Source organism: Flavobacterium acetivorans, assembly GCF_020911885.1.
GTDB lineage: Bacteria > Bacteroidota > Bacteroidia > Flavobacteriales > Flavobacteriaceae > Flavobacterium > Flavobacterium acetivorans.
Genome location: NZ_CP087132.1, coordinates 1,604,820 through 1,626,332, shown reverse-complemented (window position 1 = coordinate 1,626,332; position 21,513 = coordinate 1,604,820). Strand labels below are relative to the sequence as shown.

Below are 21,513 nucleotides of genomic sequence, written 5' to 3'. Positions count from 1 at the left end.
TAAATATAAACATCGGACAATTCTCATGCGTAAACTTCTATTTGGATTCCTTTCCATCTCTTTTTTTCTTTCTTGTTCGAATTTAAAACAAGCAAGCCAAACCAATTCAACTCCCCGCTTAAATTTTGTAAACGCAATCGAAATTCCTTACAATCAGGATTTCAAGAATACCAAAATTGGTGGACTTTCCGGCATTGATTACGACAAAAAACAAGATACCTATTATCTGATCTGTGACGAAAGATCCCAAGTTAACTCTTCCCGATTTTACACAGCGAAAATCGACCTGGATAACAATCAGATACAAGCCATCGATTTTCAAGATACACATACCCTAAAAAATCAAGAGGGCAAACTTTTTGGCAATTGGTTAAGCACTCCCGAAACCTCTGCCGATCCCGAAGACATTCGATACAATCCCAAAAGCAACTCTTTAATTTGGAGCAGCGAAGGCGCACGCGTCCTCACTTCTGACAAGACCGTTTTACAAAATCCATCGATCACTTTTATGGATTTGAAGGGTAATTTTAAAGATTACATTAAGTTGTCTTCTAATCTTGAAATGCAAAAAGAAGAGAAAGGACCTCGAAATAATGGAACCCTTGAAAGCATCACATTTGATAAAAATTACAAAAATATTTATACCTGCATAGAAGAACCTCTTTTTGAAGACGGAGAAAAAGCCAGCACAGATAAAGGCGCATTGATTAGACTGTATCAATTTAATGTTAAAACAAAAAAAAATACGGCCCAATATGCATATCTATTGGATCCAATTGCCAAAGAACCCAATCCTAAAGGCTCCTTTGGCGTAAATGGTGTCGCAGCCATTCAATATTACAAAAAAGACCAATTACTTGTACTGGAACGTTCCTATTCAACCGGAACCCTAGCCTGCACGATAAAAGTATATTTATGCCATTTGAAGAAAGCTACTGACGTAAAAAACCTTGTTTCTTTAAAAAACCAATCTATCGAAGTCGCTTCAAAAAAATTAATCTTGAACATGGACGATTTGGGGATTTTTACTGACAATATTGAAGGACTGACTTTTGGGCCAAAACTGGCAAACGGACACCAATCGCTGATTTTTGTATCGGACAATAATTTCTCCGATAAACAGAAAACACAATTATTATTATTTGAAGTAGAATAAAACAAAAGTTTAAAATCATTCAGAATCCGCAACATGGCTGTTGCGGATTTTTTTTATACTTTTTTAAATATTAAAAAGCTACCGTTAATTCTCATTCTATCAAAGCAATAAGCCCTTATAAAAAGTAAAATCTACAAAAAACTTGCAACGAAAAGCGGTAAATAGCTCTTGAAATTTGTACTTTTACGACTTAAACTACAACGTTTTCGAAATGAATCCAACTATTGAAACTAATCCGTTATTAGAGCGATTACCAAAACATTTAAAGCAATTTATTAAGCCTCAAGACTATAGCGAGTACAACCCTATTAATCAGGCAGTATGGCGCTACGTGATGCGCAAAAACGTAGATTACCTTTCAAAAGTGGCACATCATTCTTATTTAGATGGCTTGAAGAAAACAGGAATAGAAATTGACAACATCCCCAGCATGTATGGCATGAATCGAATCCTTAGTGAAATAGGATGGGCAGCCGTAGCTGTTGACGGATTTATTCCGCCAAATGCTTTCATGGAATTTCAAGCTTATAATGTCCTTGTTATTGCATCAGATATTCGTCAATTAGAACATATAGAATACACGCCAGCACCGGATATTATTCACGAAGGTGCCGGTCACGCCCCTATTATTGCTAATCCTGAATATGCTGAATATTTACGTCGTTTTGGAGAAATAGGTTGCAAAGCCATTTCCTCATCTAAAGATTATGAAATGTATGAAGCTATTCGACTGCTTTCTATTTTGAAAGAAGCCGAAGACACTCCGCAAGCAGATATTGATGCCGCCGAAAAAGCGGTGGAAGATTTACAGAATGACATGGGTGAACTATCCGAAATGGCTCAAATTAGAAACCTACATTGGTGGACGGTAGAATACGGATTGATAGGTACTGTAGAAAATCCAAAGATATATGGTGCCGGCTTGCTTTCATCCATTGGTGAAAGTGCTTGGTGTATGACTGACAATGTCAAAAAAATCCCTTACGATATATCGGCTGCCAATCAAAGTTTTGACATTACTAAGCTGCAACCACAGCTTTATGTCACCCCAACTTTTGCCTATCTGAATTTAGTTTTAGAGGATTTTGCCAATAAAATGGCCTTAAGAACTGGCGGATTATCCGGTATAAAAAAGCTGATTACTTCTAATGCTTTAGGAACTATAGAACTAAGTACCGGACTACAAATTTCGGGTGTTTTTACCAATGTAATTGAAGACGAAGGCAAGCCCGTTTACATACAAACCACCGGAAAAACCGCCTTGGCTTACCGCGAAAAAGAACTGGTAGGACATGGGACTTTGACTCATCCAGACGGATTTGGCAGTCCAATTGGTAAACTAAAAGGAATTAACCTTGCTATCGAAGATATGAGCCCAAAAGATTTGAATGCTTACGATATCTTGGAATCCAAAAGTGTCAAACTGGAATTTGAAGGCAATATTACTGTAGAAGGCGAAATAATTACGGGTTCCAGAAACCTACAAGGAGAAATCATACTTATCCGATTGAATAACTGCACCGTAACTCATGGTGAAACTGTCTTATTTCAACCGGAATGGGGCGTTTATGACATGGCTGTAGGCAAAAAAGTAGTTTCTGCATTTTCCGGTCCCGCAGATGTGAACAGTTTTGATTTGATTTCGCATATTCCTTCAAGCAAAACCATCAAAGCAAAACACACTTTAGAAAAAGAGGAACTGGAAGAATTATACAAAACCGTTCGTGACATCAGAGAAACAAATGGCGCACAAACAGCCTTAAATTTTGTCTTCAATAAACTGACTACAAATCATTCCCATGATTGGCTTTTAGCCATAGAAATTGCTGAACTTTTGGCAAACCAAAAAGACTCCGAGCTCTTAACAAAAGTGCTTGATTATCTTGAAAAAATGAAAATCAAAAGACCTGAAACGGCCCATTTAATTGATGCTGGCTTAGAATTGATTTTTACTAAAGAAAAAGCCTAAAAAAGCAAACCGCAAATTCGCAAATTCGTAAATTATACAATTCTAAGCTATAGCAATAATTACCGGATTTGCGGTTGAAAGTATCCAAAAAAACTAAACATAAGTGATTGTTAAAACTAATAGAAACCTAAGGTTTCTAAAGTTTAATTTTCTGATTCATGTCTTTTTCACTTTCAATCAGCTCCCCTTTATATTGCAACTTCCATCCAAAAGAATTACTAAGAATCAATATTTTAGACAGTTCACTTATTAAACGGTTCTGGGCATTCTTTTTTAAGGATGATTTTTCAATTTTCTTAGCCAAATTTGTTTTAACTGATTTATTTATTTTATTGTAATCTTCGGCAGTAAATGGGTTCAATTTGCTTTGCTCCACATCATAAAACTGGATGTCCGGACTTATTTTTATTTCTTCTTTTGGAATACTAATGATTGTGATTACTTTGTTTTCTTCATCGATATTATATTTCATTTGATGCAAGTCATAAGCAACCGTTACATCAGCATTCACTATTACTAAGGCTTTTTTCTCAAAAGAAAGCATATCTAACAAATATTTCTCTTGGTTTTTATATGTAATCACTTCAGAAAAATGCCCTTCTGTCACCACAAGTTTACCTACGTTGACTATTTGTTGCTGAATGAGATTTGTATTGTAATTTAAATCTTCAGCATCGTTTTTTTTAAATTCACAAAACTTGAACAATAAAAATATGCTGACAATAATTCCTGTTCCAATGCCTATTTTTCTAATCATATTTAAAATTTCATGAATGAATATTGAGATTCCAATTTACTGATTTTATCCATCAGTTTGCTTTCAAATTTACGATGACTTTCTGAGTTAGGATTAAAAGGTTTATGTGAAAGACTTTTTTGGATTGTCTCTACCTGATCCATAATTGAAAAACAATGCTCAGAAATATTTGTTTCTTTGAAGCGTTTCCAAATAAAATCTATCGCTACAGAGCTAGGATGCAACATATCTTCGGCATAAAAACGATAATCACGCAGTTCGTCCATCATGATTTCATAACTTGGAAAATAGCTTATTGGTTTAGCTTTATTGCTTATTAGCTGATGGATACCCGAAATCAAATGTGCTTTACTTAGCTGATTTTCGACAACACCATCTTTAATATGACGCACGGGTGAAACGGTAAAAATGATATTGCAATTAGGATTTACACAATAAATTAAATCCATTGTTTTCTCCATACTTTCTTTAATTGTTTCAATCGAAAGCAACTCTTTCTCAAACTGTTTTTGCGGAACTTTATGGCAGTTAGCAACTATTTCATTATTGTCAATATTTCGATACACCCAAGCCGTACCATAGGTAATCACGACATGAGTAGCTTCTAGTATTTGTTGATGCATAGTCTTAATCGTATCATTCAAATCACTTGACAAGCTATCGGGATTAGGATTACTTAAATCGGAATGAGCATCGAAACAATGCCATTGTTCATTATGAAAAAACAAATCAGCCTTAGTAAACTCTTTTTCAGATACTGCAAATTCAATTAGCTTCTCAATAGCCAAAGGATGAAACAAAATCCCGAACGGATTACACCAATTTTCGAACTTAAAATAATTCAGTTTCTCCGCCATATTAACCGCAAAACAAGAACCCAAAGAGATAATCTTTGAGTTGTAATCGATTGGGGAAATACTCTTAGAAATAGGTACTGGGGTCCTGAATTGCATTTTATATTTTTTCCCAAAATTAAGTATTAATTAATAGAAAAACTGGGTTTTCACATAATTTGGGTTTACAATACTGGCTTCAGTAACGTGTTCTACAGGATAATCATCAGTGTCATATTTAAAAACACCTTGATACAAATTTGCCGATGAAGTCAATTGATCATCTTGGATAACAACTCGCTCCACTACAGCCAACCTATTATTATTAATTGAAATCACCTCATTATGACTTAACAACTTAGCATATCCTAAGATGTTATAAAAAGGATTATTCTTGGAATCGTATTCAAAACTTACTTTTTGTTTAGATAACACACCTTGCGGCGAATCGTCAAAAATCCGTTCATCTTTAACTAAATTCCAATTTTCAAAATATAAAATTCCATGAAATACTTTTGTTTCCTGATTTTGAGAATCTAGTACTACTTTCTCATAAGAAACAGTTCCATCTCCCTTATGACTATAATTCATCACATAACCCTCTGAAGAATGCATGCGCACTAATTGTGCTTTATTATAGGTATAATCTAATGTGACACTCCATTGACTCTCTTTGTCTTTAGTTATAATTTTAGTAATGAGACCATCCGTATAAGTATAGCTAATGTATTTCTTTGCTCCGTCAACACTTACTATTTCATTGCCATTGTAATTATACAAAGTAGTGGTCGAAGTTCCATTTTCAGAAATTTTAACTGTTTTTCTCAAGAGTTTATCCGTACTTACTTTATCTTCTGAACAAGAACAAAGTACTACTATCGAAACCATCAAAAGACTTACTATTTTATTTACCTCTCCCAAGCCAGCTATTTTTAGAATAAATTCAATCTAATTCAACACAAACTATTTTACTGGCTAAAGTTAAAATCTTAATTCACTAACACCTTAAAAGAACGTTAATTAGCTAAAAAACTCGTCAAACAGTGTTTTTTAACACAACTATTCTTGGGCATTTACAAAATACTATTTTTTTTTCGAGGAACTCTATTTCAGACACTTAACCATTAAAATAATCACAAAAAGTAGATTATTCCCTAACTTTATCAAAAGAAATTCATAAAAAAAACCTCTTCCAAACAAATTAGAAGAGGTCTTTTCTATATTAAAAAAATATTCGAAACTATTTTACAAAATCAATTGCTTTTGCTAAAGCTTCCGGAATTCCGGCAGCATTTTTTCCTCCTGCAGTTGCAAAGAAAGGCTGCCCTCCTCCTCCACCTTGGATAAATTTTCCTAATTCGCGAACTACCTGACCCGCATTCAGATTTTTATCGGCAACCAATTCCTTAGAAATATAACAGCTCAACATTGGTTTTCCTTCTTCGGATGTAGCCAAAACTAAAAATAAGTTTGTGCCTAAATTTCCTAATTCATAAGCCAAATCTTTAGCTCCTTCCGGATTCAAATCGACTTGTTTAGCTAAGAACTGAACACCGTTTATTTCTTGCAATTCTTTGATCAAATCACCTTTCATGTTTTTGGCTTTCTCTTTCAACAAAGCTTCCAACTGTTTTTTCAATTTGGCATTTTCATCTTGTAATGAAACTACAGCTTTTACCGCATCCTGTGGATTTTTCAATGCTGATTTGATTTCGCTCAACAATTCTTCCTGCGAAGCAAAAAATTGTCTTACACCATCGCCTGTAATAGCTTCAATACGGCGAATTCCAGCTGCAACTGCTCCTTCAGAAACAATTTTGAATGACCAAATATCAGCTGTATTGCTTACATGGATTCCACCACACAATTCCATGCTGTCTCCAAATTTAATTGCACGAACATGATCTCCGTATTTTTCCCCAAACAAAGCCATCGCACCTTCGTCTAAGGCTTGTTGGATTGGGATGCTTCTTCTTTCAATTAAGGGCAATTGCTCTTGAATTCTCGCATTAACAAAGTCTTCAACTTGCTGTAATTCCTCATCGGTTACTTTTGCAAAATGTGAAAAGTCAAAACGCAGATAATTTGGATTGACCAAAGATCCTTTTTGCTCCACATGCGTTCCTAAAATAGATCGCAAAGCCTGGTGCATTAAGTGCGTCGCTGAGTGATTTTTAGACGTATCTGCTCTTAAATTGGTATTTACTTTTGCTACGAAAGAGGCGTTTAGATTTTCCGGTAATTTTTTAGCAAAATGCAGAATTAAATTATTTTCTTTCTTGGTATCTATAATTTCAATGCTTTCATTTGCCGAAACCAATGTTCCTTTGTCTCCCACCTGTCCTCCTCCTTCCGGATAAAATGGCGTAGCATCTAAAACAATTTGGTACAAAACACCATCTTTTTTAGAATCTACTTTACGAATGCGAGTAATTTTTACTTCGTTTTCTGTTTGATCGTAACCAACAAAAGATTCCGTATTTCCATCAACCAGAATTTTCCAGTCATCTGTAGAAACTTCCGAAGCCGCACGAGAACGTGTTTTTTGTTCTTGCATGTTCTTTTCAAATCCTTCAATATCAACAGAAAATTTATTTTCTCTAGCAATTAATTCTGTTAAATCAAGTGGGAAACCATAAGTGTCGTAAAGTTCAAATGCAAGATTACCACTTATTAATTTTTCTGGATGAGCTCCTTCTTCTTTCAAGCCTTGAATTAATCCTATGTGCAAATTAATTTTACTAAGACCATTTTCAATTGTTCTCAAGAAAGAAGCTTCTTCCTCACGGATTACATTAGTAACCAAAGTTTGTTGTTTTTTGATTTCTGGGAAAAACTCTCCCATTTGATCTGCCAAAACAGCCACCAATTGATAGATAAACGGCTCTTTTGTACCCAAAAATGTAAATCCGTAACGAATAGCACGACGCAAAATACGACGAATTACATAACCCGCTCCCGTATTCGATGGCAATTGTCCGTCGGCAATAGCGAAAGCTACAGCACGAACGTGATCTACAATTACACGAATAGCAATATTGGTTTTATTTTGTTCTTCAGAAACATTTTTCACTTCGTTTGAAGTGTATTTCAATCCTGTAATTTGCTCCACTTTTTCAATAAGCGGCGTGAAAACATCGGTATCATAGTTTGACGTTACATTTTGCATCGCCATACACAAACGCTCAAATCCCATTCCTGTATCAACGTGTTGCGCCGGTAATTTTTCTAAAGAACCATCGGCTTTACGGTTGAATTCCATAAATACGTTGTTCCAGATTTCGACTACCTGCGGATGATCGGCATTGACTAAACTTCTACCCGAAACAGAAGCTCTTTCTTCATCGGTACGCAAATCAATATGAATTTCAGAACAAGGTCCGCAAGGTCCCTGATCTCCCATTTCCCAGAAATTGTCTTTTTTGTTTCCAAGAATAATGCGGTCTTCCGAAACAAATTGTTTCCAAATATCAAAAGCTTCTTGGTCAAAAGGCACATTCTCAGCTTCGTTTCCTTCAAAAACAGAAACATACAAACGGTCTTTGTCTAATTTTAAAACTTCGGTCAAAAATTCCCAAGCCCAAGGTAAAGCTTCTTTTTTGAAATAATCTCCAAAAGACCAATTTCCTAGCATTTCGAACATCGTGTGGTGATAGGTATCAAAACCTACATCTTCTAAATCATTATGCTTTCCTGAAACACGAAGACATTTTTGTGTGTCAGCAATTCTAGCGCTTTTTGGTGTGGCGTTTCCTAAAAAATATTCTTTAAACTGTGCCATTCCTGAGTTGTTGAACATCAGGGTAGGATCATCTTTTAGAACAATCGGTGCCGAAGGAACAATTAAATGCCCTTTACTTTGAAAAAAATCCAGAAATTGTCTACGTACTTCTTGTGAGTTCATTTATTTATTTTTTTTTCACTAAGGCGCTAAGGCACAAAGTTTTTAAATTTATTTTTTTATCAAAATCAAAAATTCAATAATCTTTCAATCATTAAATTTTTAAATCTTTTAATCCGTTTTATATTTTATTTATTGCCTAAAAAAGATTGAACAAATGAAACATTTATTAAATTTGTTCAACTAACACTTTATAAGGTGCAAAAATAGGGTATTTTAAAATATGGCGAAAGTAAAATATTATTACGATTCCGAAAATCTGGCGTATCGAAAAATTAAAACAAAAAAACGATGGAAATTTGGCTTCGCAGCCTTATTTTTAGTGGCTTCGGCATTATTTGGTTTCATCAGTTTTGTCATTTTACTGAACACTCCTTATTTCGACACACCAAAAGATCGTTTGTTAATACGTGAAATTGAAAATTTAAAACTGAATTATGCGGTTTTGAATAAAAAAATGGATCAGGTAGACGATGTCATTGAAGCCATTGAAGACCGAGACAACAATTTATACCGCACCTATTTTAATACCGCTCCCATTCCAGAAGAGGAAAGAAAATCAGGCTATAAAGACATCAATAGATACACCGCTTTAGAAGGTTATGACAACACCCAGTTAGTCCTAAACACGACAAAAAGAATAGATGTTCTTAGCAAACAATTAGCAATACAATCAAAATCGCTAGACCACATCTTAAAACTGGCCAAAGAGAAAGACAAATTATTGTCTGCCATTCCTGCCATTCAACCTGTGAGAAATGAAAATTTAAAACGAATGGCTTCAGGTTTTGGCTACCGGACAGATCCATTTACAAAAGCTAAGAAAATGCATGAAGGAATGGACTTTACAGCAAAAACAGGCACTCCGGTTTTTGCCACCGGAGACGGAGTAGTAAGTCAAGCTGACAATAAAGCTTCCGGTTTTGGGAATCACGTAGTAATTAGGCATGGTTATGGATACGAAACTTTATACGCCCATTTGAGCAAATACAACTGTCGAGCCGGACAAAGAGTAAAGCGAGGTGACATTATTGGTTATGTAGGCAGCACAGGAAGATCCGAAGGGCCTCATTTGCATTATGAAGTCCACAAAGACGGTAAAGTGGTCAATCCGCTTAATTTTTATTACGGCAATATTTCGGCTGTCGAATATGTTGCTATTTCAAAACTGGCGAACCAAGAAAATCAATCGCTGGATTAATTTATAATATAAGAGCTTGTTAGCAAAGTATTTTGCTTTAAACTTGAAACATTAAACTTGAAACAAAAAATGCATATAGAACTATCTGCTGATAAAAGATATTACAGCATTGGCGAGGTTGCCAAGGCTTTTGATGTAAATGCATCTCTTATCCGTTTTTGGGATAGTGAGTTCGACATTCTTAAACCAAAGAAAAACGCGAAAGGCAACAGAATGTTTACGCCCGAGGATATCAAAAACCTACAGCTAATTTACCATTTGGTAAAAGAAAGAGGTTTTACCCTTGAAGGAGCCAAAATCCATTTGAAAGAAGGTCAAAAGAAAACTTTGGATAAGTTTGAAATTATTCGAAAACTGGAAGGTATCAGAACACAATTAACTAATATAAAAAATCAATTATAATTTTTGGATTGATGAATACAAAATAAAAACCTTAATATTAAACTTTAAATTAAACAAACATGAAAAGATTTTTGCCTTGGATTATTGGAGCCGTTATTATTTTTGGGATTTACAGCTGGGTTAAAGGAATTAACAATACAGCCGTAACTTTAAATCAAACCGTTGAACAATCATGGGGAGACGTACAAACTGCTTACCAAAGACGAAATGACCTAATTGGAAACTTAGTCAACACCGTAAAAGGAGCTGCTGATTTTGAAAAAAGCACTTTGACTGCTGTTATTGAAGCCCGTGCAAAGGCAACACAAACAACCGTAGACCCTACAAATATTACTCCTGAACAATTGGCCGCATTTAACAAAGCTCAAAGCGGTGTTAGTAGCTCATTATCTCGCTTATTAGTTACAGTTGAAAAATATCCTGATTTGAAAGCCAACCAAAATTTCTTGAAATTACAAGATGAACTGGCAAGCACCGAAAATCAAATATTAACAGCTAGAACTCGTTTTAACGAAGCAGTAAAACCATACAATACTCATATTAAAACTTTCCCAAATTCATTATTTGCAGGCATGTTTGGTTTTAAAGAAAAAGCTTATTTTAACGCTGTGGAAGGAGCTGAGAAACCTGTGGAAGTAAAATTCTAAAAAACGATTTCAGATTTTCGATTAACGATTTTTGATCACAGAATAAATACTTCTAAAATCAAAAATCGTTAATCTTCATTCAAAAATTTTTCCCATGTCAAAAGTAGAAGATTTTTTAACCCAAAAAGAAGAACAAGAAATTGTGGAAGCCATTCGTTTGGCCGAAAAAAATACTTCTGGAGAGATTCGAGTTCATCTAGAAAAAACAACAGAACTAGATCCCTATGATCGTGCATTGGAAGTTTTTCATGACCTAAAAATGGACGAGACCCAACTCAAAAACGGTGTGTTAATTTACGTAGCCATAGAAGACAGAACCTTTGTAATTTGTGGAGATCAAGGAATTAATGATATTGTTGGTCATGATTTCTGGGATTGTACCAAAGATATTATGGTAGCCCATTTTAAAAACAGCAATTTCAAACAAGGACTTATTGACGGAATTGACAGAGCTGGAGAACAATTAAAAAAACATTTCCCTTACCAAGAAGGGGACGTTAATGAATTATCAAACGAAATATCAAAAGGATAATGAAAACAAAAAAAACTATTTCTTTTTCCCTAAAACTGTTCGTTTGTTTATTTATCACTCAAATTGGTTTTGCTCAATTTACAATCCCTGAAAAACCGAGTTTTCAGACTTCTGTGTACGACTATGCCAAGGTACTAAGCGCAAATGAAAAAGCACAATTAGAAGAAAAACTCATCAAATATTCTGATTCTACCACAACCCAAATCGTAGTAATTACAATTGAAAGCCTGAAAGGTGAAGATATTGGAATTCTAACTCCAAAATGGGGACAAACATGGGGAATTGGAGGGACAGAAAAAGACGACAATGGCGTTCTTATTTTATTGGCTAAAGCCGAAAGAAAAATATGGATCTCTCCTGGTTACGGACTCGAAGACCGATTGACAGCAGGGATTGGAGGGGAAATCACCCGAAACATTATCATTCCCGAATTTAAAGCCGGAAGCTATTACAAAGGACTTGATAAAGGTACGGACGCCCTGATTGATGTTTTTAAAGGCAAATACAAAGGGGAAAGAAAAAAACAAACCAAAGGGAAGGACTTTCCTATTCTCCCGTTTATCGTTATTATCGTATTTATTGTTATTCTTATTTCGAGAAACAAAGGCGGTGGAGGCGGAAACTCTGGCAATAACAACGGAGGACACCATGGCCCAAGTCTACTAGACGTCATCATATTGAGCAGTCTGGGTCGCGGAGGAGGCGGAAGCGGTTTTGGAGGTTCATCTGGAGGTGGCTTCGGCGGAGGATTTGGTGGCGGAGGATTTGGTGGCGGAGGATTCTCAGGTGGTGGATCTGGCGGAAGCTGGTAAAAAAACAAAAGATTATAAATAAGGCTGTCTAATTTTAGACAGCCTTATTTATTTGAAAATTGAGTAAAAAATAAGCTGTTTTAAAACTAAATCTGACTAATAAAAAAGAACCCGTTTCGCTTTAAGCCAAAACAAACTGGTAGGCACTAGTATATTTTTTTTAAAAAACTATTCTATTTTTGGAATTAAACCTGCATTAAAAAAAATTAGAACCTCCAAAAAATAATTTTGTACCCACTAGCTGACAAACTAACTTTAAAAACTAAAAATATGACCAGAGTAAGAAATACTTTTTTTCTATGCTTGATGACAAGTTTACTCTTTGCCCAACAAAAACCTAATGTTGTTTTCATCTACGTAGATGATTTAGGTTATGGTGACCTAAGCTGTTATGGCGCCACCAAAATCAGTACGCCAAATATTGACAAACTGGCCAAACAAGGCGTTCGGTTTACCAATGCGCATTCCACCTCGGCCACTTGCACCCCTTCCCGCTATGCATTGATGACCGGAATTTATCCTTGGCGTAAAGCTGGAACCAGTATTTTACCTGGAGATGCAGCTTTAATCATCCCAACGGACAAAACAACCTTGCCTTCCTTATTCCAAAAAGCAGGATATCAAACCGGCATAGTAGGAAAATGGCATCTGGGATTAGGGGACAAACTCGAAAAAGAGTGGAACGGGGAAATAAAACCCGGACCAAACGAAGTTGGTTTTGACTATTCCTTTATTTTTCCGGCAACTGCCGATAGAGTTCCTAGCGTGTTTATAGAAAATCGTCATGTGGTTGCCCTAGACCGTAACGATCCCATCGAAGTTGATTATAAGAAAAAAGTAGGAAATGACCCGACAGCTGCTGAGCATCCTGAACTGTTAAAAATGCCATCTTCACCCAATCATGGTCACAACAATACGATCGTAAACGGCATTGGTCGTATCGGTTACATGAGTGGCGGCAAAAAAGCTCGATGGACTGATGAAGAAATGCCTTTAACTTTTTTGGCGAAAGCCAAAGAATTTATCGACACCAATAAAAACAATCCCTTCTTTCTATATTACTCCCTAACTGAACCGCATGTACCCCGAATGCCTTCAACTCTGTTTAAAGGAAAAAGTAATCTGGGGTATCGGGGTGATGCCATTTTACAAATGGATTGGGCAGTGGGCGAAATAATGAAACAACTGGCGAATTTAGGCATAGCCAAAAATACTTTAATCGTTTTTAGCAGCGACAATGGTCCCGTGCTCGATGACGGATATCAAGACGAAGCGGTTTCAAAATTAAACGGTCATACTCCCGCAGGTGTTTTACGCGGAGGAAAATACAGTACTTTTGAAGCAGGAACAAGGGTGCCAATGCTTATAAGTTGGCCATCAAAAACAAAACCGACTGTATCACAAGCCTTACTATCACAAATTGATTTTATGGCCTCGTTTTCAAAACTACTCAACATCAAAAAGGAAGACAGCGAAGCAACTGATAGCGAGGATATGCTCGATGCCATGTTAGGAAAAACGACCAAAGGGAGAACTATCCTGATTGAGCAAGGGACCTCTTCCTTAGCAATCCTGAGAGATAATTGGAAATATATCGAACCCAACAACAGACAGGCGATGGATTTATTAACCAATACAGAATTAGGAAATAATCCGCAACCACAATTGTACGATTTGAATAATGACATTGGAGAAAAAGAAAATCTTGCAAATCAAAAGCCCGAGGTTACAAATGAATTGGCAAGCTTATTGCAAAAAATAAAAGAACAAAAAAAATAAGAATAAATTATTTTTCTTAAAAATAAAGAATAAACTGCTCATTAAAACTATTTTTAGCTTTAAAACAGGATTAAATAAATAACAAATGAAACATCAGACGGTTACTCTTGGACTACTACTATTTTCAATGTATGCCTGTGGTAAAAAAGAGGGAAATGTGGCTAAAATGGGTAATAAAGAAACCATGAGTTGTGAATCTTCTCTCCCATCCCGTTTTTCGGCATCAAATAAAACCGATACGATCAGCGAGTCAAAAACGGTTTCCTATGACGGAATGGTTCAAATCCCTTCAGGTGAATTCCTCATGGGCGCATCGGATGATGAAGGAAGACAAGATGAGTATCCGCAGCACCGAGTTAAAATTAGCGGTTTTTGGATGGATGCCACCGAAGTGACCAATGCACAGTTTGAAAAATTTGTCAAAGCCACAGCTTATGTAACCACCGCCGAGATAAAGCCGAATTGGGAAGAGATAAAAAAACAATTACCTCCAGACACTCCAAAACCGGACGAAAGTTTGTTGGTTGCCGCTTCACTTGTTTTTACCCCAACTAAAACAGCTGTCGATTTAAATAATGCCTCTCAATGGTGGAGTTGGACCGAAGGAGCCAATTGGAAACATCCCGAAGGTCCAAAAAGCAACATTAAAGGCCGAGAAAACTATCCAGTGGTACACATATCGTGGGATGATGCTAATGCTTATGCAAAATGGGCCGGCAAAAGATTACCCACAGAAGCCGAATGGGAATATGCTTCCAGAGGAGGATTAATTGACAAAAAATATTTTTGGGGAAATGAAGACCCTGAAAAGGGAAAGCCTAAAGCGAATATCTGGCAAGGAAAATTTCCGTACCTGAACACAACTAAAGATAAATTTGTTGGCGCTTCACCTGTAAAATCATTCGCTCCCAATAAATACGGACTCTATGATATGGCTGGAAATGTTTGGGAATGGTGCAGCGATTGCTACACGCCCGAATACTACAAGGAATTGTACGGCAGCATTGCAAACAACCCAAAAGGCCCTTCAAAAAGCTATGATCCCATGGAACCTACAGTTCCCAAAAAAGTGGTTAGAGGAGGCTCATTTCTATGTAATGCTTCTTACTGCAAAGGATATCGCGTTACAGCACGAATGAAATCATCTCCTGATACCGGATTAAGTCATACCGGTTTTAGATGCGTTGCAGATATCAAATAAAATCGTTACAATTAACACCAATAAAAAATAATCTTATTGCAACACTAGAAAGTGTAAAATATAAAAAAGTCCCGATAAAATCGGGACTTTTTTAGTTGTATATAGTTTTGTAATTAAAAATAGAGACTAAATTATTCTAGTGAAAAATCATTCTATTACCTCCAGAAGGCTTTTCCTTACCTCCAAACTTATTCAGTTTATAAGTCAATGAAAACATCGCATATCTTTTTAAAACAACATTTTCTTCATCGCGAATGTTTGTTGGAGAAATTGTTCTTGTGGCACTTTGATTTTGGTTCAACATATCGTAGACTTTTACTTTCGCCGTCATTTTATTAGCAAAAAAACTATAAGCTAAACTGGTATTCCACAAATAAAAATCTTTCTTAAAACCATCTGCAATATTAGAATTATAGGTATATCCAAAATCATTTCCAAAAACCCAGTTTTTAGGCCAAAAATTGGTCGTTTGAACATTAAAACGATGCACTACACTTGAGGCACCACTTGTTCTGTAATTCGTATATTTTGAGTCATTGTAAGTAAAATTATAAGTTGGGTTAACAGTCAACAACTCCCCATATTCATAAGTAAAATTGGCCCTAGGATTCAACCTTAATGTTTTGGCTTCAAACATTTCTCCATCAATAAAACCTTTTGACAATCCATAATTAGAACTGAAACCCAAACCAAATTTAAAATTATGAGCGTCTTTTTTGATTGACTTGTTCCAATTGCTTCCAAACCAAGTAGAATAGGTTCCGGAAACATTTTCGAAAGTAGTGAAGTTTGTTAAATTTTCAGTATCGTATGAAACTGAAGAGGCCACTTGATCACCATACAAATTTCCACCAAAATAAATTGAATAACCGGAGCGTGTAGCATAATCATAATTATTGAAACTAAAATACCCCCATTGATTTCTACTCGGCTTTAAATTTACATTCCCCATAACGGTACTCAAAGGATTGGATAAATCCTCAACCGGTAAAATTTGACTTGCTGTAGGAAAATCAAAATCATAACTATAATTCATGTAAATCGATTTGGACTTCGTTAATCGATACCCAAGTCGGGCATTAGCATAAGGCAAAACATAATCTCTAGTCAAATTAGTAGTTTGCCCAAGATAAAGCGAATTCGCATCAAATTGTACAAACGAAGGTCCGGCATTAACATTAATATTAAATTTTTTCTTATTCAAACCGAATCCCGCTTGTGGGCGAAACGTTTTTTCACCGGAAGACAAATGATTAGTCAACTCTGGATTCAAATCAGAATAGGATTGAGATCCCGAATTAAAATCATAGGTATTCCTGTCGTCTGATTTGGATTCATTGCTGTAATTCATCCCAAATTTAACATTCAATGAATCAGTAATAGGTTCAGCATATTCCATTTCGGCAACATACTTATCCATCAAATTCTTGTTTTTTCTAATTTGATCTCGAACAACATCAGGATCGGTACCTTGATAAAACACGGTATTAGTTTTATTTAAAGAACTCACATCCTCTTTTGAGTTTTCATTATTAAATGACAAACTGAAAAAACGACCTTTTCTTTTGAATCTTTTATTAAAATTTATCGAATTGCTAAAACTCCCTCTATCACTGTCATCAAAAACCAAAGCAGTACTTTCATTTACCAATTGACTGCTGTCATTAAAATATTTTTCAGAAGAATCATTAGTAAATTTAGAAGTCGACTTGGTGAATTTCGGTCCAACGAAAATGGTTGCCGTAGAATCTATTTTATATTCCAATTGAAAATTAACATTGTGTCCAAAGTTTTCGCCATTTGTTGTTGCTTCTGATTCTCTGTTTATATTTCCAGTAGGCAAAAATGTAATCATTTTAGTTCTGTTTACATTTTCAGAATTAGAATTCGAGAAAAAATAACTGCCGCTCGTTTCCAAATCTTTTACGAATTGATCCGAATAATTTATCCCCAACATATTAGAGCGGGTAATTCCTTTTCCGCCACCAAAACGATTGCCGTTAAGCGTAAAAGAACCTCCATCTGAGTTGTATGACATAGAACTGTTTCTTCCTCCGCCCATATTATCAAAAATTTCGTCCATCGAGAAACCCGTAGAATTGATATTATTGGAAGAAGCCAAAACACTAATTTTTCGTTTATTTTTAAAATAATTTAGCAGGGCACTGCTCTCATAACGATTATCCGTTCCATAACCGCCCATAAATTTCCCGAAGAGTCCTTTATTTTTCTTTTCATCAATGGTGAGATTGATGCTGGCATTATTAGAAGTCGAAGCTTCCTTGTTCAGCTCTTCTTTTTTCGTTTTTGTATCCGAAATTTGAACTTTATTGATGATATCCGAAGGCAAACTCTGAAGTGCTATTTTTCCATCTTTATCAAAAAATGGTTTTCCGTTGACCAATATCTGATTTACCTCTTTTCCGTTAACGGTAATTTTCCCGTCTGTTCCAACTTCCACTCCTGGCAGCTGTTTTAATAAAGTTTCCACATTCGCATCTGGGCGAACCTTAAAAGAGGAAGCGTTAAACTCCAAGGTATCTTTCTTTATTCTAACGGGTGGCGCTTCACTTTTAATAACCACTTCTGACAGCACATTTGGATTTTCAGAAAGATGCAAAACACCAAAATCCTTGTTTTCAGTAACTGTTTGCATTTCCTGTTTAAAAGTCTGATATCCCATATAGGATATCTTCAGAAAGAAAGGCTTGTTAATTTTTTTGGTATCTATTTTAAAAAAACCGTTTTTATCCGAAATGGTGTAGTCAATAACCGTAGAATCTTTCACCGAAGTTAAAAAGACAGTAGCGGCTTCAATGGGGACTTGGGTGTTCTTATCTAAAACTTTACCTTTGAGGCTAATGCTGTTTTGTGCAAACAAAGAAACACTGAAAAAGACAAACAAAATAAGGAAATAACTTTTTTTCATAAATAAAAAATTCGCTGTTAATGATTGTAAATCAACAGCGAATTAAGTTATTTATTGTGAGTTTATGTAATTTCTTACATAAAATTTAACATTTTATTTTTCTCTAATATAAATATCGATAGGAACTCCTGAAAAATCCCAATTGTCTCTGATTTTATTTTCAAGGTAACGTTTGTAAGGCTCTTTTACATATTGCGGCATATTGGCAAAAAACACAAACTGAGGTGTTGGTGTAGGCAATTGCATACAATATTTAATTTTTACATACTTCCCTTTGGTTGCTGGTGGCGGATAGGCTTCAATCACTTTCAACATGTATTCGTTAAATTTAGAAGTCGCTACGCGCTGTTGTCTGTTTTCATAAACTTTTACCGTCGCCTCCAATGCCTTCAACAAACGTTGTTTTGTTAACGCAGAAACAAAAAGAATGGGCACATCGGTAAATGGCATTAACTCTTTTCGGATTTTTTCCTCATAATCACGGGTTGACATCGTATCTTTTTCTACCAAATCCCATTTGTTTACTAAAATAACAACTCCTTTTCGGTTCTTTTCTGCTAACCAGAAAATACTTTGATCCTGACCTTCAAAACCACGCGTGGCATCAATTATCAAGATGCAAATATCAGCATGCTCAATCGCACGAACCGAACGCATTACCGAGTAAAACTCTAAATCTTCCTTCACTTTGGCCTTACGACGAATTCCAGCGGTATCGACCAAGTTGAATTCAAAACCAAAACGGTCAAATTTTGTATCAATTGCATCACGAGTTGTTCCCGCAATATCAGTTACCATAAAACGCTCTTTACCAATTAATGCATTAATAAAGCTTGATTTTCCAGCATTTGGACGACCAACTACTGCAAAACGAGGCAAAACAACAGCTTCCTGAACTGGTTCAGGTTTTACTGGAAATGATTCGATTAAAGCATCTAATAAATCTCCTGTTCCGCTTCCTGAAATACTTGCAAAAGTGTAATATTCCCCTAAACCAAGGTTGTAAAACTCAATTGCATCTTTTTCACGCATGGCGTTATCTACCTTGTTCACAGCCAATAAAACGGGCTTAGTAACTTTACGCAACAAACGGGCAACAATATCATCCATTGGTGTAATACCTTCCTCAACATCAACTACAAAAATAATAACATCGGCTTCATCAATAGCCAATTCTACTTGTTTACGGATTTCCCCTTCAAAAACATCATCGGATCCACGAACGTATCCACCCGTATCAATTACAGAAAATTCTTTTCCGTTCCACTCGCTTTTACCATAGTTTCTATCTCTGGTAACCCCAGAAACTGAATCTACAATAGCTTCTCTTCTTTGTATCAGCCTATTAAAAAGGGTTGATTTCCCTACATTAGGTCTTCCTACTATCGCAACAATATTGTTCATAATATAAATTCAAATATTTTGCAAAGGTAGTGTTTAAAACCCTGAATATCTATTTTTTTGGTATATTCGCTACAATATGTTTACTTAACCTCTTCATTTCTACATTTATGGACACTAATAATGAGATCCGTTTGCGTTTGCGATTCTACAGAGATGTCAATCAGAACATCGATTCACTGCGTCAAAAATTCATACAATTCACAACCACAAAATCTCCGGATTTCATTTTAAAAATAAAAGAATATCATGTTTGGATCAACATCAAAGGTCCAAAAAAAGCCTATTGGTCACCCCATTTACATCTCGAAATGGAATCCAAAGGCGAAAATCAAACTCACATCCGCGGATTATTTGGACCTGATCCTAATTTATGGACTTTTTTCATGTTTCTGCATTTTATGATAGCGGGAACATTCATCATTTTTTGCGGAATCGCCTATTCCCATTACGTTCTAAAAGAATCAACAACAGCTGATTTCGTTATAATGTCTCTCATGGTTTTCGCTTGGTTTCTGCTCTACGTCATCGCCAAACAAATTCGCAGCAACGGCGAAAAACAAATGAATGACATCGAAAAAGTATTTTTAGAAATTATTGAATCATCTTTATAAAACTTAACCGCAAAGTTCGCAAAGGAATCGCAAGGCACGCAAAGCTTTGCAAACTTAGCGTAATTCTTTGAGCTCTTTGTGGTTTAAAAAAAAAAATCAGTATCAGAAATAAATTCCAATACTGATTTTATATTTATTAGCTTTAAGTTCGAACTTACTCACTGAACACTAAAAAGATGAATTCTGAACACTTCTTTACTGGTTGTAACCAAATCGTTTCAGCATATTAGCATTACTTCTCCAGTTTTTATTTACTTTCACATACAACTCAATATGTATCTGTTTTCCAAAGAATTTCTCCAAGTCTACGCGAGATTCCATTCCTACTTTCTTTAGAGCAGCTCCTTTGTGACCAATAACGATCCCTTTTTGCGTATCTCTTTCCACCATGATCAGAGAACGAATTCTAATAATATCATCTGTTTCAACAAATTCCTCTGTAACAATTTCTACTGCATATGGAATTTCTTTGTTGTAATTCAACAAAATCTTCTCTCTAATGGTTTCATTCACAAAGAAACGTTCTGGCTTATCTGTCAAAGTATCCTTTGGATAATAAGCCGGCGATTCCGGCAACAATTCAATAATTCTTCCAAAAACTTCTGGTACATTAAAGTTTTTCAAAGCCGATATGGGAAAAATCTCCGCATTAGGGACTTTAGCAGACCAAAAAGCAACTTGTTCTTCCAATTGCTCTTGATTTGAGTTATCGATTTTATTCAGCAATAACAAAACCGGAATTTTAGCATGAATGATTTTATTAAAAAAAGCTTCATCTTTCAAATCTTGCTCCCCTATTTCGACCATATAAATCAAAATATCAGCATCCTCAAAGGCAGACTTAACAAAATTCATCATAGATTCCTGCATCTCGTATGCCGGTTTTATGATTCCAGGAGTATCTGATAAGATTACCTGAAAATCATCGCCATTAACAATTCCAAGGATTCTATGACGTGTTGTTTGTGCTTTAGATGTAATTATAGACAATCTTTCCCCTACAAAGGCATTCATTAAGGTTGACTTACCTACGTTTGGATTCCCTATGATATTTACAAAACCTGCTTTATGTGACATTTCTATTTTATTTATTTTGCAAAGGTAGTCATATCAAGTCAATAGATAAAATAAAACATTTTTTTAAATTTATGTTGCAAAATGCGGAATTTGGTTGTACATTTGCACCCGAAACATCGCGGGATAGAGCAGTAGGCAGCTCGTCGGGCTCATAACCCGAAGGTCACAGGTTCGAGTCCTGTTCCCGCTACTAAGTTAATTTATTGAGATTACAAACGCACATCGCGGGATAGAGCAGTAGGCAGCTCGTCGGGCTCATAACCCGAAGGTCACAGGTTCGAGTCCTGTTCCCGCTACTAGAA

Annotated in this window: 17 protein-coding genes and 2 tRNA genes; 12 read left to right on the top strand and 7 right to left on the bottom strand. The window is 35.7% G+C overall.

Features of this window, described 5'->3' with window-relative positions; translation table 11 throughout:
• Positions 1 to 25 precede the first annotated feature (25 nt).
• Both LNP19_RS07220 and LNP19_RS07215 read left to right on the top strand, forming a co-directional pair.
• Positions 26 to 1,156, top strand: coding sequence for an esterase-like activity of phytase family protein (locus tag LNP19_RS07220; RefSeq protein WP_230064098.1), 1,131 nt, complete (start codon positions 26 to 28; stop codon positions 1,154 to 1,156).
• 211 nt (positions 1,157 to 1,367) lie between these two features.
• Positions 1,368 to 3,125 carry an aromatic amino acid hydroxylase gene (locus LNP19_RS07215; RefSeq protein ID WP_230064097.1) on the top strand — a complete coding sequence of 586 codons (1,758 nt, stop codon included), beginning with the start codon at positions 1,368 to 1,370 and terminating at the stop codon, positions 3,123 to 3,125.
• Between the two features lie 136 nt (positions 3,126 to 3,261).
• On the opposite strand, the gene LNP19_RS07210 is transcribed toward LNP19_RS07215, so the two are convergent.
• The 4 genes from LNP19_RS07210 to alaS form a co-directional block, all read right to left on the bottom strand.
• Complete coding sequence (locus tag LNP19_RS07210) at positions 3,262 to 3,882, bottom strand: DUF4230 domain-containing protein (RefSeq protein WP_230064096.1); 621 nt, start codon at positions 3,880 to 3,882, stop codon at positions 3,262 to 3,264.
• A gap of 2 nt (positions 3,883 to 3,884) precedes the next feature.
• Positions 3,885 to 4,835, bottom strand: coding sequence for a GSCFA domain-containing protein (locus LNP19_RS07205; RefSeq protein ID WP_230064095.1), 951 nt, complete (start codon positions 4,833 to 4,835; stop codon positions 3,885 to 3,887).
• A gap of 30 nt (positions 4,836 to 4,865) precedes the next feature.
• Entirely contained in the window at positions 4,866 to 5,603 is a 738-nt protein-coding gene (locus tag LNP19_RS07200; protein WP_230064094.1) for a hypothetical protein, read from the bottom strand.
• Positions 5,604 to 5,955: 352 nt separating this feature from the next.
• Positions 5,956 to 8,619 (bottom strand): alanine--tRNA ligase, encoded by a 2,664-nt coding sequence (gene alaS / locus LNP19_RS07195; RefSeq protein ID WP_230064093.1) that lies wholly within the window; start codon positions 8,617 to 8,619, stop codon positions 5,956 to 5,958.
• Positions 8,620 to 8,839: 220 nt separating this feature from the next.
• On the opposite strand from alaS, the gene LNP19_RS07190 reads away from it, so the two are divergent.
• The 7 genes from LNP19_RS07190 (at position 8,840) to LNP19_RS07160 (ending at position 15,190) form a co-directional block, all read left to right on the top strand.
• The gene (locus LNP19_RS07190) at positions 8,840 to 9,817 is read left to right on the top strand and encodes a M23 family metallopeptidase (RefSeq protein ID WP_230064092.1); all 978 of its coding nucleotides are present in this window, start codon (positions 8,840 to 8,842) and stop codon (positions 9,815 to 9,817) included.
• A gap of 69 nt (positions 9,818 to 9,886) precedes the next feature.
• Positions 9,887 to 10,219 carry a MerR family transcriptional regulator gene (locus LNP19_RS07185; protein ID WP_230064091.1) on the top strand — a complete coding sequence of 111 codons (333 nt, stop codon included), beginning with the start codon at positions 9,887 to 9,889 and terminating at the stop codon, positions 10,217 to 10,219.
• A 59-nt stretch (positions 10,220 to 10,278) separates the two neighbouring features.
• Positions 10,279 to 10,866: a LemA family protein gene (locus tag LNP19_RS07180; protein ID WP_230064090.1), complete on the top strand. Its 588-nt coding sequence runs from the start codon at positions 10,279 to 10,281 to the stop codon at positions 10,864 to 10,866.
• Positions 10,867 to 10,960: 94 nt separating this feature from the next.
• Entirely contained in the window at positions 10,961 to 11,398 is a 438-nt protein-coding gene (locus LNP19_RS07175; protein WP_230064089.1) for a TPM domain-containing protein, read from the top strand.
• On the top strand, positions 11,398 to 12,210 hold the full coding sequence (locus tag LNP19_RS07170; RefSeq protein WP_230064088.1) for a TPM domain-containing protein: 813 nt from the start codon (positions 11,398 to 11,400) through the stop codon (positions 12,208 to 12,210). Before LNP19_RS07175 ends, LNP19_RS07170 begins: the two co-directional genes overlap by 1 nt.
• Before the next feature lie 270 nt (positions 12,211 to 12,480).
• Complete coding sequence (locus LNP19_RS07165; RefSeq protein WP_230064087.1) at positions 12,481 to 13,989, top strand: sulfatase family protein; 1,509 nt, start codon at positions 12,481 to 12,483, stop codon at positions 13,987 to 13,989.
• 85 nt (positions 13,990 to 14,074) lie between these two features.
• The gene (locus LNP19_RS07160) at positions 14,075 to 15,190 is read left to right on the top strand and encodes a formylglycine-generating enzyme family protein (RefSeq protein ID WP_230064086.1); all 1,116 of its coding nucleotides are present in this window, start codon (positions 14,075 to 14,077) and stop codon (positions 15,188 to 15,190) included.
• Between the two features lie 136 nt (positions 15,191 to 15,326).
• Here the strand turns inward: LNP19_RS07160 and LNP19_RS07155 are convergent, their stop codons facing one another.
• Positions 15,327 to 18,119 (bottom strand): outer membrane beta-barrel protein, encoded by a 2,793-nt coding sequence (locus LNP19_RS07155; protein WP_230064085.1) that lies wholly within the window; start codon positions 18,117 to 18,119, stop codon positions 15,327 to 15,329.
• Positions 18,120 to 18,212: 93 nt separating this feature from the next.
• On the bottom strand, positions 18,213 to 19,523 hold the full coding sequence (gene der, locus LNP19_RS07150; protein WP_230064084.1) for a ribosome biogenesis GTPase Der: 1,311 nt from the start codon (positions 19,521 to 19,523) through the stop codon (positions 18,213 to 18,215).
• 107 nt (positions 19,524 to 19,630) lie between these two features.
• On the opposite strand from der, the gene LNP19_RS07145 reads away from it, so the two are divergent.
• Entirely contained in the window at positions 19,631 to 20,134 is a 504-nt protein-coding gene (locus LNP19_RS07145) for a hypothetical protein (protein WP_230064083.1), read from the top strand.
• 195 nt (positions 20,135 to 20,329) lie between these two features.
• Here LNP19_RS07145 and era read toward each other — a convergent pair whose 3' ends face one another.
• The gene (gene era / locus LNP19_RS07140) at positions 20,330 to 21,211 is read right to left on the bottom strand and encodes a GTPase Era (protein ID WP_230064082.1); all 882 of its coding nucleotides are present in this window, start codon (positions 21,209 to 21,211) and stop codon (positions 20,330 to 20,332) included.
• 117 nt (positions 21,212 to 21,328) lie between these two features.
• On the opposite strand from era, the gene LNP19_RS07135 reads away from it, so the two are divergent.
• Both LNP19_RS07135 and LNP19_RS07130 read left to right on the top strand, forming a co-directional pair.
• A tRNA-Met gene (locus LNP19_RS07135) sits at positions 21,329 to 21,401 on the top strand.
• 33 nt (positions 21,402 to 21,434) lie between these two features.
• A tRNA-Met gene (locus LNP19_RS07130) sits at positions 21,435 to 21,507 on the top strand.
• Positions 21,508 to 21,513 lie beyond the last annotated feature (6 nt).